Genomic DNA, 21,266 nt, shown 5'->3' on the forward strand with positions numbered 1-21,266 from the left:
GGCGGCCGTGCGAGTGCAGAAACGCACCTCCGCAGGCGCAAGGAGGCGCGTATTTGCACTCGCACGGGGCGGGGCGGCACGGGGCGGGGTGGGGCGGGGGGGCGGGATGGGGCGGGGTCAGCTCAGACGCTCGAGCACCAGGGCCATGCCCTGGCCTCCGGCGGTGCACATGGTCTCGACGGCGAACTGCTCGTCGCGCTCGCGCAGCGCGTTGATCGCCGTGGTCGTGATGCGCGCGCCGGTCATGCCGTAGGGGTGGCCGAGGGCGATCGCACCGCCGTTGACGTTCACCCGCGCGGGATCGATCCCGATGTCGGCGATCGAGGGGATGACCTGCGCAGCGAAGGCCTCGTTGATCTCGAGGATGTCGATATCGCCGATCGACATACGAGCGTGCACGAGTGCCCGCTCGACGGCCTGCACCGGCCCGAGCCCCATGATCTCCGCCGACAGCGCGGAGACACCTGTCGACACGATTCGAGCGAGCGGGGTGAGACCGAGCTCGGCGGCACGGGTGTCGCTCATGATCACGAGTGCAGCGGCGCCGTCGTTGAGAGGACAGCAGTTCGCTGCGGTCACGGTGCCGTGCGGGCGGAAGACGGGCTGCATGCCGCTGATGCCTTCCAGAGTGACACCCGCACGGGGACCGTCGTCCTTCGTCACGAGCGTGCCGTCGTCCAGTCTCACCGGAGTGATATCGGCGTCCCAGAACCCTCTGGCAGCCGCCGCCTCTGCCCGGTTCTGGCTGAGTACCGCCCACTCGTCCTGCTCGCGGCGGGACACACCGCGGAAGGATGCGACGTTCTCAGCGGTCTCCCCCATCGCGATGTAGATGTCCTCGAGCTCGCCGCGTTCGAGCGGGTCGGACCACACGAAGGCCGGGTCCTGCGCGTCACGCGCTGTGCGGGCAGCGGCCGGTGCCCACCGCGGATTCTTGGTGTCGGGCATGCCGTCGGACTTTCCGGATCCGAACTGCGACACGGCCTCCACGCCGGCCGAGACGAACACATCTCCCTCACCGGCCTTGATCGCGTGGAAGGCCATTCTGGTGGTCTGCAGCGACGACGCGCAGTAACGGTTGACCGTCGTGCCCGGCACTGAATCCCACCCGAGCTGCAGCGCCAGCATCCGACCGATGTTGTACCCCTGCTGTCCTGCCGGCTGCGCACAGCCGACCATCAGGTCGACGATCTCGCGCGGATCGAGATCGGGCACCGCATCGACGGCCGCTCGCACCATCTGCACGGCGAGGTCGTCGCCGCGCACGTCCTTCAGGCTGCCTTTGAACGCGCGCCCGATCGGAGAGCGGACCGCAGAGACGATCACAGCTTCGGTCATGATGGGGATCCTCCAGTGATGTCGAGACGGTCGGCCTGCTGCACGATGTCCGCGTTCGGGGTGTGGGTCAGGAATGCCGGCCACTCGCCACCGCCGTCGACGGGGATGACCGCACCCGTGACATGCGCCGAGAGCGGCGACGCGAGCATGACGCAGACGTTGCCGAGTTCCTCCGGTGAGGCGAGACGTCCACGCGGGATCGTGCGCGCGATCTCGGCGTACTGCTCCGGGGTGCCGTAGTGGTCGACCGCGCTCTCGGTGTGAACCAGCCCGCTGCTGACCGCATTGACCCGGATCTCCGGGGCCCACTCGACCGCGAGGCTGCGGGTCAGGCTCTCGAGCGCCGCCTTCGCCGCACCGTAGACGGCCGTACCGGGGCTGGCGCGACGCGCGCTGATGGAGGTGATGTTGATCACACTTCCGGCGCTCTGCCGCAGGGGCGCGAACGCCGCTCGGGTGGCGACCGCGGCGGAGAGGAAGTTGATCTCGGTGATCGCTTGGAAGTACCGGGAGGATCCGGCTTCGAAGCGACCGAACGGAGATCCTCCGACGTTGTTGACGAGCACGTCGAGGCGTCCATGCCGCTCGGCGATACCCCGGATCCAGGCCTCGTTCTGCGCGGCGTCGCGCACGTCGACACGACGGAAGGACGCAGCACGACCGTCACGCTCCGGCAGGTTCTCCGGCTCGGAACGACCGCAGAACTCGACCTCGGCGCCGGCGTCGAGGAAAGCCTCGACCACTCCGCGTCCGACGCCGCGTGCGCCGCCGGTGACCGCGACCACCTTGCCCGCGAAATCCATGACCAGGCTCACTCCGCCTCCTCCGTGCGCAGCGCTCCGATGCGCCGGCCTGTCCATGCTACCAACCAAATGCTAGGTTTGTCGCATGAGTCTCGATGACGCCGCTCGACGGCATCCGCGCACGGTGGTGGTGACCGGCGGCGCCCTCGGCATCGGTGGCGGTATCAGTCGCCGTTTCGCAGCCGACGGCGATCACGTCGTGCTCGTCGACATCGATGAAGGTGCCGCTGCCGCAACCGCCGCGGACATCACCGCGGGCGGAGGACGCTGCACCGTCCTGCTCGGGGACGTCACCCGGAACGACACGGTCACCCGCCTCGCGGCACTCGTCGACGACGCGCACGGCCACGCCGATGTGCTCATCAACAACGTCGGCGACTTCCGGCCTGCGAAGTCCTTCTTCGCCAAGAGCCCTCCCGGGCAGTGGCAGCGTCTTCACGAGCTCAATCTGTGGCACGTCTTCGCGGTGACGCACGCACTCCTGCCGGGGATGATCTCGGTGGGATCCGGCAGCATCGTCAACGTCTCCACGGTCGAGGCGTTCCGCGGGATCCCCGGCAACGCGGTGTATTCCGCGTACAACGCAGGCGTGTCGGCCTTCACGAAAAGCCTCGCCGTGGAGCTGGGGCCCTCCGGCATCCGGGTGAATGCGATCGCCCCCGACCTCGCCGACACATCGCAGACGCCGGCCGAACTCATGCTGGCCGGGCGTGACCCCGCCCTCCTGCGGTCCTGGCTGCCCGCCGGCCGCTTCGGCCGACCCGAGGACTTCGCAGGGGTCGTGGCCTTCCTCGCCTCGCCCGACGCCGCGTTCATCACGGGTCACACCATCCCGGTGGACGGCGGAACTCTCGCCGCCTCCGGCTGGTACGGCAAGGCATCAGGGCGAGGATGGACGAATATGCCGGATCAGGCATGAAGACGCTCGCCGAGCTGTCGGACAGGCAGGAGATCCACGACCTGGTCCTCCGCTACTGCTCGGCGGTCGACCGCGCCGACTATCCCGCGGTCCGCGACGTCTATGCACGCGACGGGGTCGATCATCACACCGGCTTCTCCGGCACGGCCGACGACTACGTGCACTGGCTGCGGGAGCGCACGTCCGTTTTCGACGGCACCATGCACCTCATCGGGAACCATCGGGTCGAACTGTTCGGCGATCACGCCTATGCCGAGACGTACGGCACGGCCGTGCACTGGGGCACACCGTCCGACGACGAGGCCCGCAACTTCACGAGCGGCTTCCGCTACCTCGACCACGTGCGCCGCGACTCCGATGGATGGCGCATCGTCGAGCGCACCGCAGTGCGCGAATGGACCCGCTCGGATGCCGGCCGGCTGCGCGAGCCGGAGGGCCACGGACCACGCGGCCGACGGGATGTCCACGATCCTTCGACGGCTTTGCGTGAACGCGTGCGCCAGGCGGCGGTGATCCACCCATCACAGAAGGGAACCCGATGACAACGAGCATCGAGCAACGGCTGCAGGCCCTCGAAGACCGGTTGGAGATCATCGACCTCGAGGCCACCTACGCCCGCACTTTCGATGAACGCGACGGCGACGCCTGGAGCAGCCTGTTCACCGCGGACGGGATCTACCAGTCGCGTCCGGTGGGCGATGCCCCACCTCAGACTTTCGTGCAGGGTCGAGCAGCGCTCCAGGCGTTCTGCACGGACGCCTCGTTCGCCGGCATCCACTTTCTGCACCTCCCGCAGCTGGCGGTCGCCGGCGATCGCGCGACGGCCCGCATCCACCTGGAGTTCCACGGCGACTACGCCGAAGACGCGGGAGCGCCTCGCCTCGCCATGCGGGGGTTCTACGACGTGATCTATCACCGGGTCGACGGCCGCTGGCTGATCGCCCACCGGGTCACGACCGCCTTCGCGCGCGAGCAGAACACGGTGCTCGGCTACCCCACCACCTCCTCGCTCTCGGGGGCCCACCGGGACGGGACGCAGGACCGGAGCGAAGAGGCGGCGAGGTCTCGGGCCTAGGCGATCGCCCCGAAGTACGCCTTCTGCAGATCCTCTATCGTGACCTCGGATGCCGCACCCGAAAGGGTTGTACGGCCCATCTCGATGACGGCCACTTCGTCGGCGATCGCCACCGACTCCTGCACGGCCTGTTCGACGAGGAGGATGCCGATCCCGGTGTCCTTGAGTTCGTGCACGCGCTCCATCACCTCCTTCACGATCACAGGCGCGAGCCCCTGACTCGGCTCGTCGAGGATGAGCAAGCGGGGCTTTGCCATCAACGCCTGGCCGATGGCGAGCATCTGCTGCTGGCCACCGGACATGCTCGCCGCCGGCAGGGAGCGCTTGCTGCCCAGGATCGGGAACAACTGATAGATCTCGTCGGCCGCAGCGACCAGCGCTCGCTTGCTCATCCGTCGCGAGAAGCCGCCGAGGATGAGGTTCTGCTCGATCGTCAGTTCCCGGAAGACCTTCTTGCCCTCCTGGACGTACGAGATCCCTCGGACGACCCGCTTGTGCGGGGCATCCGTCAACGTCTCACCGAGGTATGCAACCGTGCCGCCCGACATCTTGTTGAGCCCGGTGATCGCACGCAGTGTCGTCGTCTTGCCGGCACCGTTGCGGCCGAGCAACACGGTGATCTCTCCGGCCCGCACGGTCAACGAGACGTCGCGCACCACCGTCAGATCACCGTAGCCGGTCTGCAACCCCGCTACCTCCAGCAGCACATCACTCATGGTCGCCGCCTCCCGCCGCGTTCGTCTCCGCTGTGACGCCGAGGTACTCCTCCATCACACGCGGGTTGCTCTCGATCTGCGCAGGGCTGCCGTGTGCCATGACCGCGCCCTGTGCGAGTACGTAGATGTCATCGGCGACCCGCAGCACGAGCTGGAAGTTGTGCTCGACCAGGATGACGGTCATGCCCGCGTCGCGAAGCCGGGTCACGAGGCCTTCCAGAACCTCGAGCTCGTCCTCGTCCAGACCGGAGGCGACCTCGTCGAGCAGCACGACCTTGGGGGAAGCCGCCAGACTCCTGGCGACTTCGAGGAGGCGCCGGTTGCCGAGGGGGAGGGAGTCGGCGGGTTCGTCGCGCTGCTCACTGAGGCCGACGAGGGCGAGCGCGCGCTCCGTCGCGACGCGGTTCTCCCTGCGGGTCCGCCAGAACGTCGGAAGCCGCAGCACCGAGGCCAGGACAGACGGTCGCTCGGTGGCATACCGCCCCGCCTCCACGGCTTCGAAGACCGTCAGCTTCTCGGGGATGTTCGGTGTCTGGAAGGTGCGCGACACACCCGCACGCGCGACCCGATAGGACGACAGCCCTTGGATCGGTGCGCCGTCGAGTTCGATCCGTCCTGCATCCGTCTTGTAGAAACCGGAGATCATGTTCAGCAGAGTCGTCTTGCCGGAGCCGTTCGGTCCGATGATGGCGGTGACGGCTCCCGGCGGTGCCTCGATCGAGACCTTCGACAGGGCCTGGTTGCCGCCGAACGCCTTCGATACCCCTTCGGTGCGCAGCAGCGCTCCGTCGAGCTTCTCGACCTCCGCCGACACGGCCTCCGCCGGCCGCACGCCGATCTTGACCTTCGCCGCGATGTCCGCCTTGCGCAGCAGCGTGCGCAGCAGTCCGGCGAGTCCGCCTGTGAAGGCGACCCCGCCGATCAACAGGAACGCGCCCGAGATGATGAGTCCGAACTTGCTGAAGTTGGTCGACTGGTTCATGCCGAACTGCAGCACGGTCGCGCCGATGAGGGCGCCGTAGATACTCGCCGAGCCGCCGAAGATCGAGGCGGCGAGCACCGTCATGGCGAACGAGAATGCGAAGGCTTCCGGCGAGATGAACAGGTCGAGGTTGGCGAACAGCACGCCGGCGATCCCTGCGGGCACGGCCCCGATCGCGTAGGCGGTGAGCTTGGCCCGGAACACCGAGATGCCCATCGATGACGCCAGCACAGGGCTCTGCTTGAGGACCCGGAGGGCGGTGCCGTGGCCGGACAGGACCAGGTTGCGGATCAGCGCGAATGCCACGATGGCGACACCGACGATGATGATGTAATAGGTCCGCCCGTCGATCATCTGGCCGAACGATGTGGCGGGCATGATGCCTGCCAGTCCGTTACGACCGCCCGTCTCCTCCTTGAAGATCGACAGCACGTCCGGGACGATCAGGATCAGGAAGAACGACGTCATCGCGAGCGACCAACTGCCGAGGCGCAGGCCGGGGATGCCTGAGATGAGCCCGATCACGAGCGCGGCAGCCGCACCTATCAGCAACTGCAGCCAGATGTCGGTGACGCCGGCCTTGTTCGCGAGCCCGGCGGCATAGGCGCCGGCCGCGTACATCGCCACCTGACCCATCGCGAGCTCTCCGGCGTACCCGAGGGACAGGTTCAACCCCAGCACGATCAGCGCCAGGATGAGGGTGAGTTCGATCTGCCGCGTCGCGGCGTAGCTGAGACCGAGGAAAGGGAGGACGATCAACAGGATCCCGACCGCGAGGGGCCAGATCCACCCCGGGATCGCTCGCAATTTCAACCAGAGGGCAGCCATGGTCACACCGTCCGTTCCACGCGACGGGTGAAGAGCCCCGTCGGCTTGACCATCAGAATCACGATGAGGATGAAGAACACGGTCAGACCCGCGTAGTCCGCACCGATGTACCGGGTGGCGAGTGCCTCTGCGAGCCCCACGATCAGTCCGCCGACGAGCACGCCGCCGAGGGAACCGAACCCGCCGATCGCGAGCACGACGAAGCCCTTGAGCGCCAGCGAGGCACCCAGCGTCGCGACGGCGTAGGTCTTGGGACCGACGAAGACACCGAGGAATCCGGCCAGGACGCCGGTGAAGATGAAGGCCATGAGAGCGAAGCGCCGCACGTTGACACCCCGCAGCTGCGCGGCCTCTCTGTTCTCACTCATGCCGAGCAGAGCGATGCCGGTCATGCTCCGCTTGGCGTATTGGGTGAGCACGATCACCAGCAGGATGACGAGGACGATCAACGCGAGCTCGACCGGGTACACACGACCCCCGAGGAACTCCAGCACCTGATCTCCCATGAAGAACGGCACCCGCTTCGGTTCGCCGCCCCAGATCACCTGGGCGACGCCCTCCATGATGATGGAGGCGCCGAGCGTCGTGACCAGCAGGTTGTGCGGGTCCTTGACCGGACGGATCGCGACGCGCTCCTCGAGCGCGGCGATCGCGCCGACGATGACGGCAGCGGCGATCGCGACGAGCCACCAGGGCAGACCCCAGACGACGATGCCGACGTACGCGATGAACGCGCCGAGCATCATCAACGCCGCCTGCGCGAAGTTGAAGGTCTTCTGCGAGAGGAAGACGATGTTGTAGCCGATCGCCACCAGTGCGTAGATCGCACCGAGCGCCAGGCCGGACCAGATGATGGTCATTGCGGTCGGGTTCCTTCCATCATTGTGGCTTGGTGTGCCGACGGCCCGGATCCGATTCGAGATCCGAGCCGTCGGCGATGGTCACGCGCCGACCGCGGTCACGGCTGGAACTGACCGTTGACGAGTTCGCCCGGAGGGATGAACGAGAACTGGTCGGGGCTGACGTGAGGGCTGTACGAGTCGTCCGTGAACGCGTACAGGCTCAGGATCGCGGTTCCTGCCGATTTCTGCACGTCCGGGTCGACCAGGGCCTTGACGATCGCGTCGGGGTCGTCGAGTCCGCCGGCCTTCTCCGCTGCGGCCTTGAACAGGAACATCGAGTCGTAGTTGTACGCCAGGATCAGTGAGGACTTGATGTCCCCCGCGGCGAGCATGCGCTCGACGGCGTCGTTGACCTTGGTGTCGTCCGGGTTGTACTGGGTGCTGGAGTACACCTGCATCGTGAGGTTCTTGACCTGATCGGTGCCGAGCACGCCGTCGGGTGCCGGCGTGGCGATCAGTCCCGTGGCGGCGACGGAGGAGTTGCCCATGACGGGCACATCCCAGCCGAGCTTCTCCAGGCTCTGCAGCACGTAGCCGAGCGGAGCACCGTAGGCGTCGAGGACGAGCACATCGGGGTCACCCTGCTGCAGAGCCGACAGCTGCGCCGTCATGTCGAGTGCGGCGTTGTCGAAGCCCTCGTTGCCTGTCACGGTGAAGCCGGCGTCGGTGAAGGTCGTCTCGCCCAGCGAGCCGAAGAGCTCTCCATAGGCACTCGATCCGTGCAGGATCGCGACGTCCTCGTATCCGCGGTCCTCCATCTCGGCGACGAACGAACCGAGGTAGTCGGGAACGGATGCGCTGAGGTTGAAGCTGTAGGGGTTGGCGCTCGGGTCACCGGATGTGGTGGTCGGGCCGATGTTGAAGGAGACGATCTTGTTCTGCGTCAGGATCGGCAGCATCGCCTCGGTGATGGTCGAAGGTCCGGAGTTCATGACGAGGGCAGGAGCACCCTCGGTCGCGATGTACTCACGCAGCTTCGTCACAGCCACCGTCGGGTCCGCGTTGTCCTCGAGATGGGTGATCTCGACCTCACGGCCGAGCACGCCGCCGTCGTCGTTGATGGCATCGACCGAGGCGAGCGCCGCGGTGACGGATGTCGTGGCGTTGTCTGCCAGGATGCCCTCGGCCCCCATCCCGCCGAGCACGACCACCTTGATCGGGTCGTCCCCGCCATCGCCTCCATTGCCTGCGTCCGCGTCACCGCCCGAGCAGCCGGCGAGCACCACCGTCGACACCACGATCCCTGCGGCAACCGCCGCGAATCTGTTGAACCGCATATCCGAACCTCTCTCATCGTTGAGCTAGAGCGCAAGGGCGACCAAACGCTTGCTTAGTAAATCACACTCGGACAGCCCGAGCAACGCCCAACCGGTCAATTGCTTGGTTACGATTCGGACACCTGTTAGATTCCGGCTCATGGACACTGCACCGACCTCTGAGAACCGCCGCCTCCGTGACCTCCCCGGCATCGCCGTCGTGACCGGTGGTACCGGCGGAATCGGCTCCGCCATCGCTGAAGCCCTCGCCGCCGACGGAGTGCGCGTGGCGATCACGCACCGCTCGGAACCGACTCCCGCTCTGCTCGCCTCTCTCGGCGACGCGGGTGAAGCTCATCGATTGGACGTGCGGGATGAGGCCGCGGCGACGGCCCTCGCGCACGACCTCGTGGCCCGGCACGGTGCCGTGCACACGGTCATCCACGCCGCCGGCCCGCACGTGCCGATGGTGCATCTGTCGAAGGTCTCCGTCGAGCAGTTCGCCCGCCAGGTCGATGACGACCTGATCGGCTTCTTCGTCATCGCGACGGCGTTCCTGCCGGCCCTCAGGGCGGCCTCGGGCTCCCTCACCGTCGTCACCAGCGCCGGAACCCGTCGCTATCCCGTGCGGGACGGACTCTCGGTCGCACCGAAAGGCGGCGTCGAGGCACTGGCTCGCGGGCTCGCCGCCGAAGAGGGCCGCTTCGGTGTGCGCGTGAACGCCGTCGGCCCCGGCATGCTGTGGGATGGCATGTCCGCTCGACTCATGGCATCCGGCGACCTGGACGAGCGCGCCTTGGAAGTCGCCACCGCCAACATCCCGCTGCGTCGCTTCGGAACCGCCGCCGACATCGCGGCCGCCGTCTCGTTCCTCGCCTCCCCCGCCGCAGGATTCATCACGGGGCAGAAACTCGACGTGGACGGCGGTTTCGGAATCTGACAGCGGCGAGCACGAGAGGCTCACGCCGCCACCGCGGTGCTCATCGCATACCGCGGAGGCGCTCGATGAGCCAGTCGATGCGAGCCGCCTCGTCGCGGTAGTAACGCTCCGACCACTCCAGCGCGACACCCGAGAATCTCCAGTCGTCCTCGCGCCGCGCGCCCAGAGCGTGAGCGCCCGCCTCTGCGGCGCTCCGGACGGACTCGTCGCGATACTCGGCCAGGGCCGCGCGGAGACGATCGAGGTCACCGTTGTGCGCTGCCCACAGCCGCAGGATCTGGGAGTGCTTGAGCACCACCGGCTCCGCCGGGATCTCGTCCGACCACCGGCGCATGCTCCGGCGCCCCAGGTCGGTGATGCCGTACAGGCGCCTGCTCTTCGCCGCGTGCGTCTGCTCGACGCGCGAGACCGCGAGTCCGAGCTCCTCCAGCCGCCGCAGCTCGGTGTAGATCTGGCTCTGCGAGGGCGCCCAATAGAAGTACGCGAGGCTCTGATCCGCCCACTGCTTGACGTCGTAGCCCGAAAGCTCGGTGCCGAACGAGAGGATGCCGAGAACCGCCCAGCTCGTCGCCGGGAGATCGACCTGCTCGTCGGGGTGTTCGTGTTCGCTCACTTGACCTCCTCGTCGATGAGTGAGATATTCCTGATCGTACTATGACTAACAGTCATACCGCTGCTGATCGAAGGAGATCATGTGGACGAGACGACGCGCATGCTGGAACTCCTCAACTCCAGTTTCCCCGCGCTGGCGACCATGACGCCCCTGGAGGGCCGCGCCGCCGCCGACAGCCGGATCCGTCCGGCGGCGAATCTCGACGACGTCGTCTCCACGGATGACCGAACCGTGAACGCCGGCACGCACGACATCCCGCTCCGGGTGTACCACCCTCGCGTCGTGCATCGCGACGCCCCGACGACCGTGTACGCGCACGGCGGCGGATTCCTGCACGGCTCGATCGCCGGACACGACGGGTTCTGTCGACGGTGGGCGCGCGCGACCGAGGCTACCGTCGTGTCGGTCGGCTACCGTCTCGCGCCCGAAGCCGGGCCGGGGGACGCACGCGATGACGTCGTCGCCGTGGTCGACGAGGTCATGTCGGCAGGCCTCGCCGACCGCGGCATCCTCCTGGCGGGCGACAGCTCGGGTGGCAACATCGCGGCCGGCGCCGCCGTCGTTCTGCGCGACCGCGGAGCGAGCCCGGTCGTGGCTCAGGCGCTGCTGTACCCGTTCCTCGATCCGGAGATGTCGTCCGACAGTCACCGCACCAGGGCGAGCGGATACTTCATCACCTCGGAACTGCTCGCGCACTACTGGCGCACCTTCCTGGGCGATCATCCCGACCGCTTCGATGCCGATGTCTCCCCGCTCGCGGTCGACGACCTTTCCGGCCTCCCGCCCGCCGTCGTCGTCACCGCCGGCCTCGATCCGCTCTGCGACGAGGGAGCCGCCTACGCGCTTCGGATGCGTGAGGCCGGGGTGCCGGTCATCCTCCGCCACCACCCTGACCAGTTCCACGGCTTCCTGACCATCCCCGGATACGGACCCGCTCTCGGCGCCGCCGAGATCCTCTGGAGCGACCTCCGCTCCCTGATCACCTCTGACCCGAAGGACCACCGATGACCCCCGAACATGATGTCGTCATCGTCGGCGCCGGCCTTGCCGGCATGTATTCCACGATCCACGCCGAGCGCGCCGGGCTCGACGTCCTCGGCCTCGAGGCGGGAGACGACGTGGGCGGCACCTGGTACTGGAACCGCTACCCCGGCGCTCGCTGCGATGTGGAGAGCATCGACTACTCGTTCTCGTTCGATGACGGTCTGCAGCGTGAGTGGCGTTGGAGCGAGCGTTACGCGACACAGCCGGAGATCCTGCGTTACCTGAACCACGTCGCCGACCGTTTCGATGTGCGGCGGCACTACCGGTTCGGCCAGCGTCTGGCTTCCGCTTCCTGGAACGAACGGGCGCAGCACTGGGAGGTGCGCACGGAGTCCGGGCTGGAGGCTTCTGCACGATGGCTGGTCATGGCGACCGGCGGGCTCTCGAAGCCGCAGCTGCCTGAGCTCCCCGGTCGCGACGATTTCACCGGCATCGTCCTGCAGACCTCGGCGTGGCCGGAAGACCCCGTCGACCTGAGCGGCAAGCGGGTCGCGGTGATCGGCACCGGCTCCTCGGGCGTCCAGGCGATCCCGCTGATCGCACGGGATGCCGCGGAGCTGACCGTCTATCAGCGCAGTGCCAACTACAGCGTGCCCGCTTTCAATCGGGTGATCGACGACGCGGAGTGGCAACGCCAGCAGGATGACCTGGAACGTCGCCGCGAGTTGTCGTGGAACAGCACGGCCGGGTCCCCGTGGTCGAGCCATCCCACCCCGTTCGCCGAGGCCGACGAACAAGAGCGCGCCGAGGTCTTCGAGGAGAGCTGGACCCGCGGAGGGGTCCTCTTCGCGAAGGCGTTCCAGGGACTCACGGTCGATCCGGTCATCAACGATGCCGCCCGTGTCTTCTTCGAGCGGAAGCTCGCCGAGCGGGTACCGGACGCCGCGACGCGAGACACGCTGACTCCCCGCGACCACCCCCTCGGCACCAAGCGCATCTGTACCGACACCGGCTACTACGAGACGTTCAACGAATCGCACGTCGCTCTGGTGAACCTGCGGCGGGAGCCCCTCGCCGCAGTCACCGCCACCGGCATCCGGACCACGGAGCGCCACCGGGAGCACGATGTCATCATCTACGCCACGGGGTTCGACGCGATGACCGGAGCTCTCACGGCGATCGACATCCGCGGTCGGGACGACCGATCGCTGCGCCAGGAGTGGGCGGGCTTCCCCTCGACGTACCTCGGCGTCGCGCTGCCCGGCTTCCCGAACCTGCTGGTCCTCAACGGCCCCGGCAGCCCCAGCGTGCTGTCGAACATGGCGCTCACATCCGAGCAGCAGGGCGACTACGCACTGCGGATCATCACGTATTGCCGCGAACGAGGCCACACCTCGATCGAAGCGCGGTCCGACGCTGCCGCGGCCTGGACCGCACACTCGCTCGAGCTCGCCGATCGCACCCTGTTCGGCTCGGCCCCTTCCTGGTATACGGGCTCGAACATCGCTGGCAAGGCGCGCGGGTTCCTGCCCTACATCGGCGGCTTCAAGAACTACATCGATCGTTGCGAGGAGGTCGCAGCCGCCGACTACCGCGGCTTCATCCTGTCCTCCCGTTAGGAATCGTCGTCGCGGCGGGGGGTGGCCTTGCCGCCGCGACGACGCTAGAGTCAAACAAGCAAATGCTTGGGCAAAGGAGCGCGGTATGAGTGCAGTCGACTTCGGATTCGCGGCAGGAGACGCGGTGCTCATCACCGGCGCCGGGAGCGGCATCGGCCGCGCTACCGCAGTGCACGCCGCAGAGCTCGGACTCGCCGTCAGCCTGTGGGATCTGAACCCGGGAGGCCTCGAGGAGACCGCGCAGCTCGTGCACGACACTGCGCCCGCCGTGCACACCTGGGTAGCGGACGTGTCGGACGACACCGCGGTGGACGGCGGGTTCACCGATGCGCGTCGTGTGCTCGGGACCATCCGCTACCTCCACAACAACGCCGGCCCCGCCTCCAGCTCGGACATCCCGTTCGACCGAGCGCTGGAGATCTGTGTCGGAAGCGTCCGCCGGATGACGCAGGCGTGGTCGGCCGCCGACCCCGGAGAGGGCGCGGCGATGGTGGCGACGACGTCGGTGGCCGGCAACCTGGTCGGCACGGACAACGCCTGGTACTCGGCCTCTAAGGCCGCGATCATGGGCTACATCCGCCATCTCGCGGCGCACCACGCGAAGGAGTTCCGCTCCAACGGCGTCGCGCCGGGGATGACCGACACACCACGCCTGGCCGGGTTCGCCGGTAGCGAGATCGGCCGAAGGGTGCTCACCCGCATCCCGCTGGGCCGCATGGCCACCGCTGATGACATCGCCTGGGCGACACTCTTCCTGCTCTCGCCGCTCGCCGGCTACATCAACGGCGTGTTCCTCCCGGTCGACGGCGGCTGGACGGTGACGCAGTGATCGAGGCCGCCGACCGGCCGATCATCCATTCGCACACCGTGCGTCTCAGCTACGCCGACACGGACCCCGCCGGCATCCTCTACTACGCCGCCTGGTTCCCGAAGATGGAGGGATTGCAGTCCGAGTTCCTCTACCTGCAAGGGCTACGGCAGGACACCCTCGTCGAACGCTTCGGCTGGTGGACGGTGTCTCGCGCCACGACCTGCGAGTACCTGGCCGCAGCTCGGCTGTTCGACGAGATCCGGATCGACCTGAGGATGGGGCGCGTCGGCCGTTCTTCCTTCCGATTCGCCTTCGAGATGACCCGCCTGGAGGACCGGATCACGGTCGCCCGCGCCGAGAGCACGATCGTCACGGTCTCTCCCGCGCAGGACCCCGTACCGATCCCAGCCGCCCTCCGCGTGCATCTCGAGCGCTGGGCCGGGGAACTGACGTGAGCGCCGATCTGCGGACGATCGGCGACCGCCAGGACATCGCGATGCTCCTCGCGCGCATCGCGCATCTCGCCGACGCCGGGGATCCCGAGGAGCACATCGCGTGCTTCACCCCGGATGCGATCTGGGATCTCACCGATGCCACCGATCTGCCGATGGATGTGCAGACCATCAGAGGGCGGGACGCACTGCTCGCCGGCGTTCATGACCGTCGCGCGTCGGGCATCCAGGGTCCGGGCACCCACACCCGCCACGACATCTCGAGCATCGCGGTGGAGATCGACGAGGACCGCGCGAGCGCGCGCTCCTATTTCCGTTACTACCGGCGAACCGACGGGGCCCCGACCCTCGCCGCGATGGGCGTCTACGCCGACACCTTCGTGCGCACCGCAGCGGGCTGGCGTCTGCACCATCGGGTGATCAGTCGGGGTTGAGCCAGCCCTGCGCCCGGCCGCTGCGCACCAGCTCGAGGTGCATCTCGGTCTGCCGCAGGGCCGAGTGCAGCCAGAAGCCGTCGAGACCACGCCAGCCCGAAGTCCAGGTGAGTCGGCTGGCATAGGTCCACACCGAGCGGTCGCCGAGCTTCGTGACCAGCGCGGCCACCTCGCCGGTTCGCCGCAGATGATGGGCGGAGATCGCGCCGCGCCGCGACGCCAGCCCGACGAATCGGAACTCGTGGCCGGGAAGCACGGTGAAGTCGTCGAACTCGGCGAGACGGTCGAGCGACGACAGGAGGTCCCCCATCGGCTCTGTCCCGGCCAGTATCCCGATGCCGACCCCCGAGTAGATGCGCGGAAGTACGTGGTCCCCGGTGAAGAGGAACCGGCTCGCACGATCGGCGAGGCAGATGTGGCCGCCCGTGTGGCCCGGCGTCGCGATGACCTCCAGGCGGTGCCCGCCGAGCTCGAGCACGTCCCCGTCGACGACCTGGAGATCAGGCTCGACATCGCCGGTGAGGGAGGGGCGCGCGAACGAGGCGACGAGCTCCTCGCGCCGCCCCTCTGGGACGCCCCAGCGCGCCAGAGTGTCGCGGTATGCCTCCGGATCGCGCGCGGCGGGGGCGGTGACAGCGGCGAGCACGCTCCGCTCGGCTGCGGACATCACCAGACGAGCTCCGGTGAGCGTGCGCATGCGACCCGCGATCCCGAGGTGGTCCGGATGATGGTGGGTCACGATGATGGTGCGGATGTCGGACAGCGACCTCTCCTCAGCAGCCAGAGCCCGCTCGATGCGGTGGAGGTTCTCCGGCGTATCCCAGCCGGGATCGATCAGGTGCACACCGTCGTCACCGATGAGCGCGTAGCCGAGGGTGCCGGGCAAGGTCCCCTCCGGGATCGACGTCGGAACACTCCAGAACCCGTCACCCAGCTCGCGGGCTTCGAGCAGTCGCCCCGCCTCCCACGCCTCGCGCTCGACCTCGTCGACGGCGACCACGTCATCCGGAAGGCTGGTCATGACATCACCCTAGCAATCGCTTGTTCATTTCGCGAGATCCGGATAGCCTGACGAAGGGACAGCGCTCCCCCGAGCGGAACGGTGACGGTGAAGTCGGAATCAGAGCGCCACGAGCGCATGGTGGTGGCACTGCTCGCCGCCTGCGGCATGCTGACGTCGCTGCAGTTCACCCTCATCGTCCCCCTCCTCCCGCTCATCCCCGACCTCCTCGACACAACGGCCGCTGATGCCTCCTGGCTCATCACGATCACCTTGCTCACGGGAGTGGTCGGCACCCCCATGGTCACCCGACTCGCCGACCTGCACGGCCGACGCCTCATGCTCCTGGTGTCGATGGGTCTGCTCGTGCTCGGTTCCGTGATCGCCGCGGTGATCCCCGGTTTCGGTGCCGCGCTCGTCGGACGCGCACTGCAAGGCTTCGGCACCGCGGTCGTCCCGATCGGCATCGGTCTGCTGAGCGCGCTCGTGTCGCGCCGCCGGGCCGTCCTCGGCATCGCGCTCATGAGCGCGACCCTCGGAATGGGCTCGGCGCTCGGGCTCGTCCTCGCCGGGCCGCTACTCCAATGGGGCGGCCTGTCGACGGTGTTCTGGTGCTCGGCCATCGTCGGAGGCGTCTTCTGCATCCTGATCCGCTGGCGCATCGCCGAAGCCCCGACGGGCGGCTCCCACACCTTCGACCTCATCGGCGCGGCCCTGCTCACCGTTGCACTCACCGCCCTGCTGCTCGCGATCTCGCGGGGACAGTACTGGGGATGGACCGGCTCGCCCACGCTCACTCTCGCGTTCCTCGCACTCGTGACGCTCGTCGTCTGGATGCTATGGGAACGGCGGCATCCCGCGCCGCTGATCGACGTGCGAACGGCGATGCGTGCGCCGATCCTGCCGATCAACATCGCCTCATTCTTCGCGACGTTCGGGATGTACGCCAACCACCTGCTCACGACGCAGGAAGCCCTCGCCCCTGCGTCCACCGGCTACGGCCTCGAGGTCGCCACCGCCGCGGCCGGGACGCTCCTCCTGCCGTCCGCGCTGACGATGATCCTCCTCGCTCCGCTCGCCGCGCGCGTCATCAACCGCTTCGGCGGGCGCAGGGCGCTGCTGCTCGGGTCGGCGACGATGGCGGCGGCGTTCCTGTTCCGAATGCTGTTCCACGGCGGCGTGCTGTCCGTCGTCATCGGTTCCGCACTCGTGGGAGCCGGCGTGGCCTTCGCGTTCGCGGCGATGCCCTCCCTGATCACCGCATCGGTCCCGGGAGACGAGGTGTCGACGGCGAACGGCCTCAATTCCGTCATCCGCACCCTCTCGGGAGCCGTGGCATCCGCGCTCTTCGCTTTCGTGATCGCCGCCCTCCCCTCATCCGTCGATCCGGCCTTCCTCTCTGAACCGGCGCTGCAACTGTCACTCGGCTTCGCGTCCCTCTGCGGCGTGGTCACAGCGGTGTTCGCCGCATTCCTCCGTCCGCCGCCGAACAAGGAACCCGCATGACACTCTTCTCTCCGCTCGCCCTTCGCGATGTCACCCTGCCGAACCGCATCGGCGTCTCACCGATGTGCATGTACGCGTCCTCGGACGGTCTGGTCACCGACTTCCATGTCGCGCACCTCGGCCGCTTCGCCCTCGGCGGCGCCGGGCTGGTGATCGCCGAGGCGACGGCCGTGCACCCGCACGGCCGCATCTCGCCCTTCGACGCCGGCCTGTGGAGCGACGAGCAGATCCCCGGATGGCGTCGGATCGCCGCACTCGTCTCGGCGGCCGGCGCTGTGCCCGGCGTGCAGCTCGGTCATGCCGGACGGCGCGCCGCTGTGCGGGAACCCTGGCGCGCAGGTGCTCCCCTAAATGCTGAGGATGCGGCGACCGGATCCGGCCCCTGGCCCCTGGTCGCTCCCAGCGCCCTGGCAGCCGGCCCCGGCCATACCGTGCCCGCCGCCCTCACGACGGAGCAGATCAGCCGTTCCGTGCAGGACTGGCACGATGCGGCCACCCGCGCGGTGACGGCCGGCTTCCGGTTCGTCGAGTTGCATGGCGCGCACGGCTATCTGCTGCACTCGTTCCTCTCCCCCGTCTCGAACCGCCGCTCGGACGACTATGGCGGGAGCGCCGAGAACCGTCTCCGCTATCCCCTCGAGGTCGTCGCCGCCGTTCGCGCCGCGATCGGCGAGGGCATCCCCCTGTCGTTCCGCGTCTCGGCGGTCGACGGCGCCGAGGGTGGCGCCGGCATCGACGAGACGGTCGAGGTGGCACGTCGCCTCGCAGACGCCGGCGTCGATCTGATCGACACCTCCTCCGGCGGGATCACCACCGACAGAGCGGTCGACACGCGCATCCGGCGCGGCTTCTCCTTCCACGCCGACTTCTCGCGACGCATCCGGGCGGAGGTGGGTGTGCCCACCGCGACCGTCGGCCTCATCGTCGATCCGGAGCAGGCCTCCCGCCTCATCACACACGGCGACGCAGATCTCGTACTGCTCGGACGACAGGTGCTGGACGACCCCAACTGGCCGCACCACGCCCGGATCGCCCTCGGCGACGACAGCCACGACTCCTGGGATGTGCGCTTCGGCAGCGCACTCGGCCCGCGGGCCCGCACCCTCGCCCGCCTCGCCTCGTCCGGCGAGTCGCCTCTGTCGCGCTTCGGCGTCTGACTCCCCCCCCCCGGGTCAGAGAACGAGCAGTTCCCTGGCGGCGGCGGCGCCGTCGAGCAACCTGTTGCGCCGGTGCCGGACGCGCCACCCGTCGGGAGTGCGAAGCATCTCCCACCGATTCGCGCTGACCCGCTCGCCGACCCACCGATCCCCTTGGCGCAGCATCACCACGGAGTGCGTCACCGCCACGGCCTCGTCTCCGTCGATCTCGATCCGCGGCGCCGACACGATGTGCGCGCAGCCGCGGCGCATGTATTCCTCGTGCGTCGGGATGCCCACCAGGCCACGGATGCCGCCGCCCTCCAGCACCGTGTCGTCGAACTGATAGGTGCCGTCGGGTACCCACAGCGCTGCGACCGCATCCGGGTCGCCCGCGTCCACGGCCGGTCCGTACCGTGCGATGAGATCCGCAATCGCGGCGCGGTCCTCCAGAGACCGCAGCCGGCGCTCCAGAGCCTCGCTGCTCACCAGTCCTGCCAGGGGATGATCGTCTTCACAGGCGTGGAGAGCAGCCGCTCCCCCTGCTCCGAGAACTCTCCTTCGGCTGCCTGCAGCGCCGGCGCCATGTCGGCCGGATCCTCCTCCAGGTACACGAGGCGGATGCGGATGCCCCCCGACGGATCGGCGGGCGTCTCCTCGAAGGGCAGCGACGAATGACGCTGAGGGTGGCTGTAGGAGAAGGTCCATGCTCCGGCGACCCCGTCGAGCTCCAGCAGCGCTGGGATGAGCTCGCGGTCCTCGCGCCGGTGCGCCGCATGAGCCTCGGCACTGTGCGGCTCGGGGAACCGTGTGGCGGTGACATGGATGCCGCGGTGCGGCCGGTACGGCAGCACCTCCGGAGCGACCAGCGCGCGAGGAGCCGCATAGCCCTTGACCGGACGGAAGAATGCCAACAGCGGTCGGTGGATGCCGGGGATCAGCGGCCCCCGCCCCCACTGGAAGGACGCCTCGCCGAGGGCATCCCAGGCCGCGACGGATTCCTCGACCGGGTCACGGAACCAGTACATGGCGACGAAGTCGACGGCGCCGGCGAGTGATCCCTCACCGAGTCCGGCGTATTCCGGGCGCACCTCCCAGCGGTCCCCCCAGGCCACACCGGGGAGAGCGAGGTTCTCAGGGCGATGATCGAGCTGATGCCAGCGGTTGTACGCGGCATGCTGAGAGCGGTCGCCGAGGCGGACGAAGGAGAAGAAGGCGAGGGGCGCGAACACCTCTCCAGTCAAGCGTTTGCTTGGTTGCGTGTCAATGCTCGCACACCGTATCCGGTGTCAGCGACCCGAGACCTTTCCGAAGACCTTCGCGATCGGAGCGAGCACCAGCGGACGGGCGGCCGCCCAGCCGATGGCGATCACGACGATCGAGACGACGAAGACCCAGAATCCCGTCCAGGTGACGGCATCCTGCGCGGCGAACATGTGGTTCAGGTTGCGCAGGAATCCGGTCAGCATCACCAGCGCCACGTGCGCGATGATGAACGCCACGAAGTACAGCATGATCGGGAAGTGCAGGGCACGAGCCCATTCGACCGGATATGCCTTCGACAGCTTCTCGGCCTTCTTCGGCCACAGTCCCGACATCCGGAAACCGGTGATCGCCGCGAGGGGAGCCGCGATGAACACGGTCGCGAAGTACGCGAGCTGTTGCAGGCTGTTGTAGTTGTTCCAGCCGTTCTCATGCGGCCAGTCGAAGGAGACATACTGCAGGGCCGCCGACAGTGCGTTCGGGAAGACCTCCCAGCTCGTCGGCACGATGCGCACCCAGTGCCCGGTGACGAACAGCAGCACCACGAAGATGACGCCGTTCAGGAGCCACAGGATGTCGAGCGCCTGGTGGAACCACAGGTTCAGGCTGATCTTGCCCTTCGCATTGCCGCGGGGCGTCCAGAAGACCGTCGGACGCTTCTCCGTGCGCACCTGCAGTCCGGAGCGGATGATGAGCACCATCAGGAACATGTTGAAGAAGTGCGCCCAGTTCACCCACGGTGCGAATCCGGGCGCGACCTCGATAGCCGGCTCGTACTCACCGGGGAAGGCCGCGAGGAAGTCCTGCATGAACGGAAAGCTCAGGAGCGTGCGCACCAGCGCGATGGCGGCTCCGGCGAGCACCCCGAGCGCAGCGGCGCCGAACAGGACGGCGATCGCCTGGGTCCAGGTCGGACGACGACGTGCGGGCTCCGAGGCCACAGCCACGTGCCGCGGTGCACGGCCGTCCCACACCGTGCGCTTCCACGCCAGCGGCGTATCGACGGTGGCGACAGCAGCGGTCGGGACGGGCACTGCCGCGGAGGCAGAGGGCTCGGCAGCGACAGGATGCTCGGAAGCGGTGGCAGCAGCGTCGACAGGGGCCGCTGCTGCGGGGATGATCGGGGTGATGCCGGGGGGCGGCCAGGGCTCACCGCCGACGACACGAGGCAGCCCACGTCGAACGCCGGTCGCCGAGGAGGCGTGCGCCTCCGGTGTCGCGGCGGGCGCGGGCGTCGGCACAGGAGCAGCAGCGCCCACGGTGTCCGACACGACCGGGCCGGATGCCACAGCCGAGGCTGATGCCGCAACCGAGGATGCTGGCGTGGGCACCGCCTCCGCGGCTGCTGGTTCTTCCGCGACGGGAGCCAGCGCACCACTGGCCGGCGGCCACGGCTCACCCCCGGGCACGCGCGGGAGCCCTCGCCGGATGCTCGCGGTGGAGGAGGCGACCACACCCGTCGTCGCCGCGACGGCTCCGTTCACGGACCCCACACGCGGTGCGAGCGCGTCCGCCTCCGGCGCGACCTCGGCCGCGACGGGTTCAGCGACCGGCACAGCCGCCTCCGGGAGCGACACGTCCGAAGGCTCAGGAGCGTCGGCCGCTTCCACGGCCACGGCATCCGCAGGGGGCCAGGGGTCCCCGCCCGGCACCCGCGGCAGACCGCGTCGCAGCATCCGCGTCGCCATG

General features: G+C 68.3%; 22 protein-coding genes. 11 read left to right on the forward strand and 11 right to left on the reverse strand.

Annotated elements, in window-relative coordinates:
• Positions 1-117: 117 nt before the first annotated feature.
• Both LRQ07_RS15470 and LRQ07_RS15475 read right to left on the reverse strand, forming a co-directional pair.
• Positions 118-1,338 (reverse strand): acetyl-CoA C-acetyltransferase, encoded by a 1,221-nt coding sequence (locus LRQ07_RS15470; protein ID WP_256535122.1) that lies wholly within the window; start codon positions 1,336-1,338, stop codon positions 118-120.
• On the reverse strand, positions 1,335-2,153 hold the full coding sequence (locus tag LRQ07_RS15475; RefSeq protein ID WP_231555029.1) for an SDR family oxidoreductase: 819 nt from the start codon (positions 2,151-2,153) through the stop codon (positions 1,335-1,337). Before LRQ07_RS15475 ends, LRQ07_RS15470 begins: the two co-directional genes overlap by 4 nt.
• 73 nt (positions 2,154-2,226) lie before the next feature.
• Here LRQ07_RS15475 and LRQ07_RS15480 point away from each other — a divergent pair, with 73 nt between their 5' ends.
• The 3 genes from LRQ07_RS15480 to LRQ07_RS15490 are packed head-to-tail and all read left to right on the forward strand — an operon-like array spanning position 2,227 to position 4,135.
• Positions 2,227-3,060 carry an SDR family NAD(P)-dependent oxidoreductase gene (locus LRQ07_RS15480; RefSeq protein ID WP_256535123.1) on the forward strand — a complete coding sequence of 278 codons (834 nt, stop codon included), beginning with the start codon at positions 2,227-2,229 and terminating at the stop codon, positions 3,058-3,060.
• Positions 3,057-3,602, forward strand: a complete 546-nt coding sequence (locus tag LRQ07_RS15485) for a nuclear transport factor 2 family protein (protein WP_232763338.1) — start codon at positions 3,057-3,059, stop codon at positions 3,600-3,602. The genes LRQ07_RS15480 and LRQ07_RS15485 overlap by 4 nt, the downstream gene beginning before the upstream one ends.
• Positions 3,599-4,135, forward strand: coding sequence for a nuclear transport factor 2 family protein (locus LRQ07_RS15490; RefSeq protein ID WP_232763337.1), 537 nt, complete (start codon positions 3,599-3,601; stop codon positions 4,133-4,135). Before LRQ07_RS15485 ends, LRQ07_RS15490 begins: the two co-directional genes overlap by 4 nt.
• Here the strand turns inward: LRQ07_RS15490 and LRQ07_RS15495 are convergent.
• From LRQ07_RS15495 to LRQ07_RS15510, 4 genes are all read right to left on the reverse strand, one after another.
• A complete protein-coding gene (locus LRQ07_RS15495) occupies positions 4,132-4,851 on the reverse strand; it encodes an ABC transporter ATP-binding protein (RefSeq protein WP_232763336.1) in 720 nt (239 codons plus the stop codon). The two genes, LRQ07_RS15490 and LRQ07_RS15495, sit on opposite strands and share 4 nt — an antisense overlap.
• On the reverse strand, positions 4,844-6,661 hold the full coding sequence (locus LRQ07_RS15500; protein ID WP_232763335.1) for an ATP-binding cassette domain-containing protein: 1,818 nt from the start codon (positions 6,659-6,661) through the stop codon (positions 4,844-4,846). The genes LRQ07_RS15495 and LRQ07_RS15500 overlap by 8 nt, the downstream gene beginning before the upstream one ends.
• Before the next feature lie 2 nt (positions 6,662-6,663).
• Complete coding sequence (locus tag LRQ07_RS15505; protein ID WP_047522268.1) at positions 6,664-7,521, reverse strand: branched-chain amino acid ABC transporter permease; 858 nt, start codon at positions 7,519-7,521, stop codon at positions 6,664-6,666.
• Positions 7,522-7,619: 98 nt separating this feature from the next.
• Positions 7,620-8,840, reverse strand: coding sequence for an ABC transporter substrate-binding protein (locus LRQ07_RS15510; protein ID WP_232763334.1), 1,221 nt, complete (start codon positions 8,838-8,840; stop codon positions 7,620-7,622).
• A gap of 139 nt (positions 8,841-8,979) precedes the next feature.
• Between LRQ07_RS15510 and LRQ07_RS15515 the strand changes: the two genes are divergently transcribed.
• A complete protein-coding gene (locus LRQ07_RS15515; protein WP_232763333.1) occupies positions 8,980-9,759 on the forward strand; it encodes an SDR family NAD(P)-dependent oxidoreductase in 780 nt (259 codons plus the stop codon).
• Between the two features lie 40 nt (positions 9,760-9,799).
• Here the strand turns inward: LRQ07_RS15515 and LRQ07_RS15520 are convergent, their stop codons facing one another.
• Positions 9,800-10,372: a PadR family transcriptional regulator gene (locus tag LRQ07_RS15520; RefSeq protein WP_052193436.1), complete on the reverse strand. Its 573-nt coding sequence runs from the start codon at positions 10,370-10,372 to the stop codon at positions 9,800-9,802.
• 81 nt (positions 10,373-10,453) lie between these two features.
• Here LRQ07_RS15520 and LRQ07_RS15525 point away from each other — a divergent pair, with 81 nt between their 5' ends.
• The 5 genes from LRQ07_RS15525 (at position 10,454) to LRQ07_RS15545 (ending at position 14,672) form a co-directional block, all read left to right on the forward strand.
• Positions 10,454-11,380: an alpha/beta hydrolase gene (locus LRQ07_RS15525; RefSeq protein WP_256535124.1), complete on the forward strand. Its 927-nt coding sequence runs from the start codon at positions 10,454-10,456 to the stop codon at positions 11,378-11,380.
• On the forward strand, positions 11,377-12,975 hold the full coding sequence (locus LRQ07_RS15530; protein ID WP_256535125.1) for a flavin-containing monooxygenase: 1,599 nt from the start codon (positions 11,377-11,379) through the stop codon (positions 12,973-12,975). The genes LRQ07_RS15525 and LRQ07_RS15530 overlap by 4 nt, the downstream gene beginning before the upstream one ends.
• Positions 12,976-13,060: 85 nt before the next feature.
• On the forward strand, positions 13,061-13,804 hold the full coding sequence (locus tag LRQ07_RS15535) for an SDR family NAD(P)-dependent oxidoreductase (RefSeq protein WP_232763330.1): 744 nt from the start codon (positions 13,061-13,063) through the stop codon (positions 13,802-13,804).
• Positions 13,801-14,241: an acyl-CoA thioesterase gene (locus LRQ07_RS15540; protein WP_256535126.1), complete on the forward strand. Its 441-nt coding sequence runs from the start codon at positions 13,801-13,803 to the stop codon at positions 14,239-14,241. Before LRQ07_RS15535 ends, LRQ07_RS15540 begins: the two co-directional genes overlap by 4 nt.
• Positions 14,238-14,672: a nuclear transport factor 2 family protein gene (locus tag LRQ07_RS15545; RefSeq protein WP_256535127.1), complete on the forward strand. Its 435-nt coding sequence runs from the start codon at positions 14,238-14,240 to the stop codon at positions 14,670-14,672. Before LRQ07_RS15540 ends, LRQ07_RS15545 begins: the two co-directional genes overlap by 4 nt.
• On the opposite strand, the gene LRQ07_RS15550 is transcribed toward LRQ07_RS15545, so the two are convergent.
• Positions 14,659-15,693, reverse strand: coding sequence for an MBL fold metallo-hydrolase (locus LRQ07_RS15550; RefSeq protein WP_256535128.1), 1,035 nt, complete (start codon positions 15,691-15,693; stop codon positions 14,659-14,661). The genes LRQ07_RS15545 and LRQ07_RS15550 overlap by 14 nt on opposite strands.
• An 87-nt stretch (positions 15,694-15,780) precedes the next feature.
• On the opposite strand from LRQ07_RS15550, the gene LRQ07_RS15555 reads away from it, so the two are divergent.
• Both LRQ07_RS15555 and LRQ07_RS15560 read left to right on the forward strand, forming a co-directional pair.
• Complete coding sequence (locus tag LRQ07_RS15555; protein WP_256535129.1) at positions 15,781-17,178, forward strand: MFS transporter; 1,398 nt, start codon at positions 15,781-15,783, stop codon at positions 17,176-17,178.
• Positions 17,175-18,335 carry an NADH:flavin oxidoreductase/NADH oxidase gene (locus LRQ07_RS15560; RefSeq protein ID WP_256535130.1) on the forward strand — a complete coding sequence of 387 codons (1,161 nt, stop codon included), beginning with the start codon at positions 17,175-17,177 and terminating at the stop codon, positions 18,333-18,335. Before LRQ07_RS15555 ends, LRQ07_RS15560 begins: the two co-directional genes overlap by 4 nt.
• A gap of 15 nt (positions 18,336-18,350) precedes the next feature.
• Here the strand turns inward: LRQ07_RS15560 and LRQ07_RS15565 are convergent, their stop codons facing one another.
• Genes LRQ07_RS15565 through LRQ07_RS15575 form a run of 3 tightly spaced genes read right to left on the reverse strand, consistent with a single transcriptional unit; the run spans position 18,351 to position 21,265 of the window.
• Positions 18,351-18,803: a nuclear transport factor 2 family protein gene (locus LRQ07_RS15565; RefSeq protein WP_256535131.1), complete on the reverse strand. Its 453-nt coding sequence runs from the start codon at positions 18,801-18,803 to the stop codon at positions 18,351-18,353.
• Positions 18,800-19,546, reverse strand: coding sequence for a hypothetical protein (locus tag LRQ07_RS15570; RefSeq protein WP_256535132.1), 747 nt, complete (start codon positions 19,544-19,546; stop codon positions 18,800-18,802). The genes LRQ07_RS15565 and LRQ07_RS15570 overlap by 4 nt, the downstream gene beginning before the upstream one ends.
• A gap of 57 nt (positions 19,547-19,603) precedes the next feature.
• Positions 19,604-21,265, reverse strand: a complete 1,662-nt coding sequence (locus tag LRQ07_RS15575; RefSeq protein ID WP_256535133.1) for a cytochrome b/b6 domain-containing protein — start codon at positions 21,263-21,265, stop codon at positions 19,604-19,606.
• Between the last annotated feature and the right edge of the window lies 1 nt (position 21,266).

Source organism: Microbacterium sp. J1-1, from assembly GCF_024498615.1.
Classification (GTDB): domain Bacteria; phylum Actinomycetota; class Actinomycetes; order Actinomycetales; family Microbacteriaceae; genus Microbacterium; species Microbacterium aurugineum.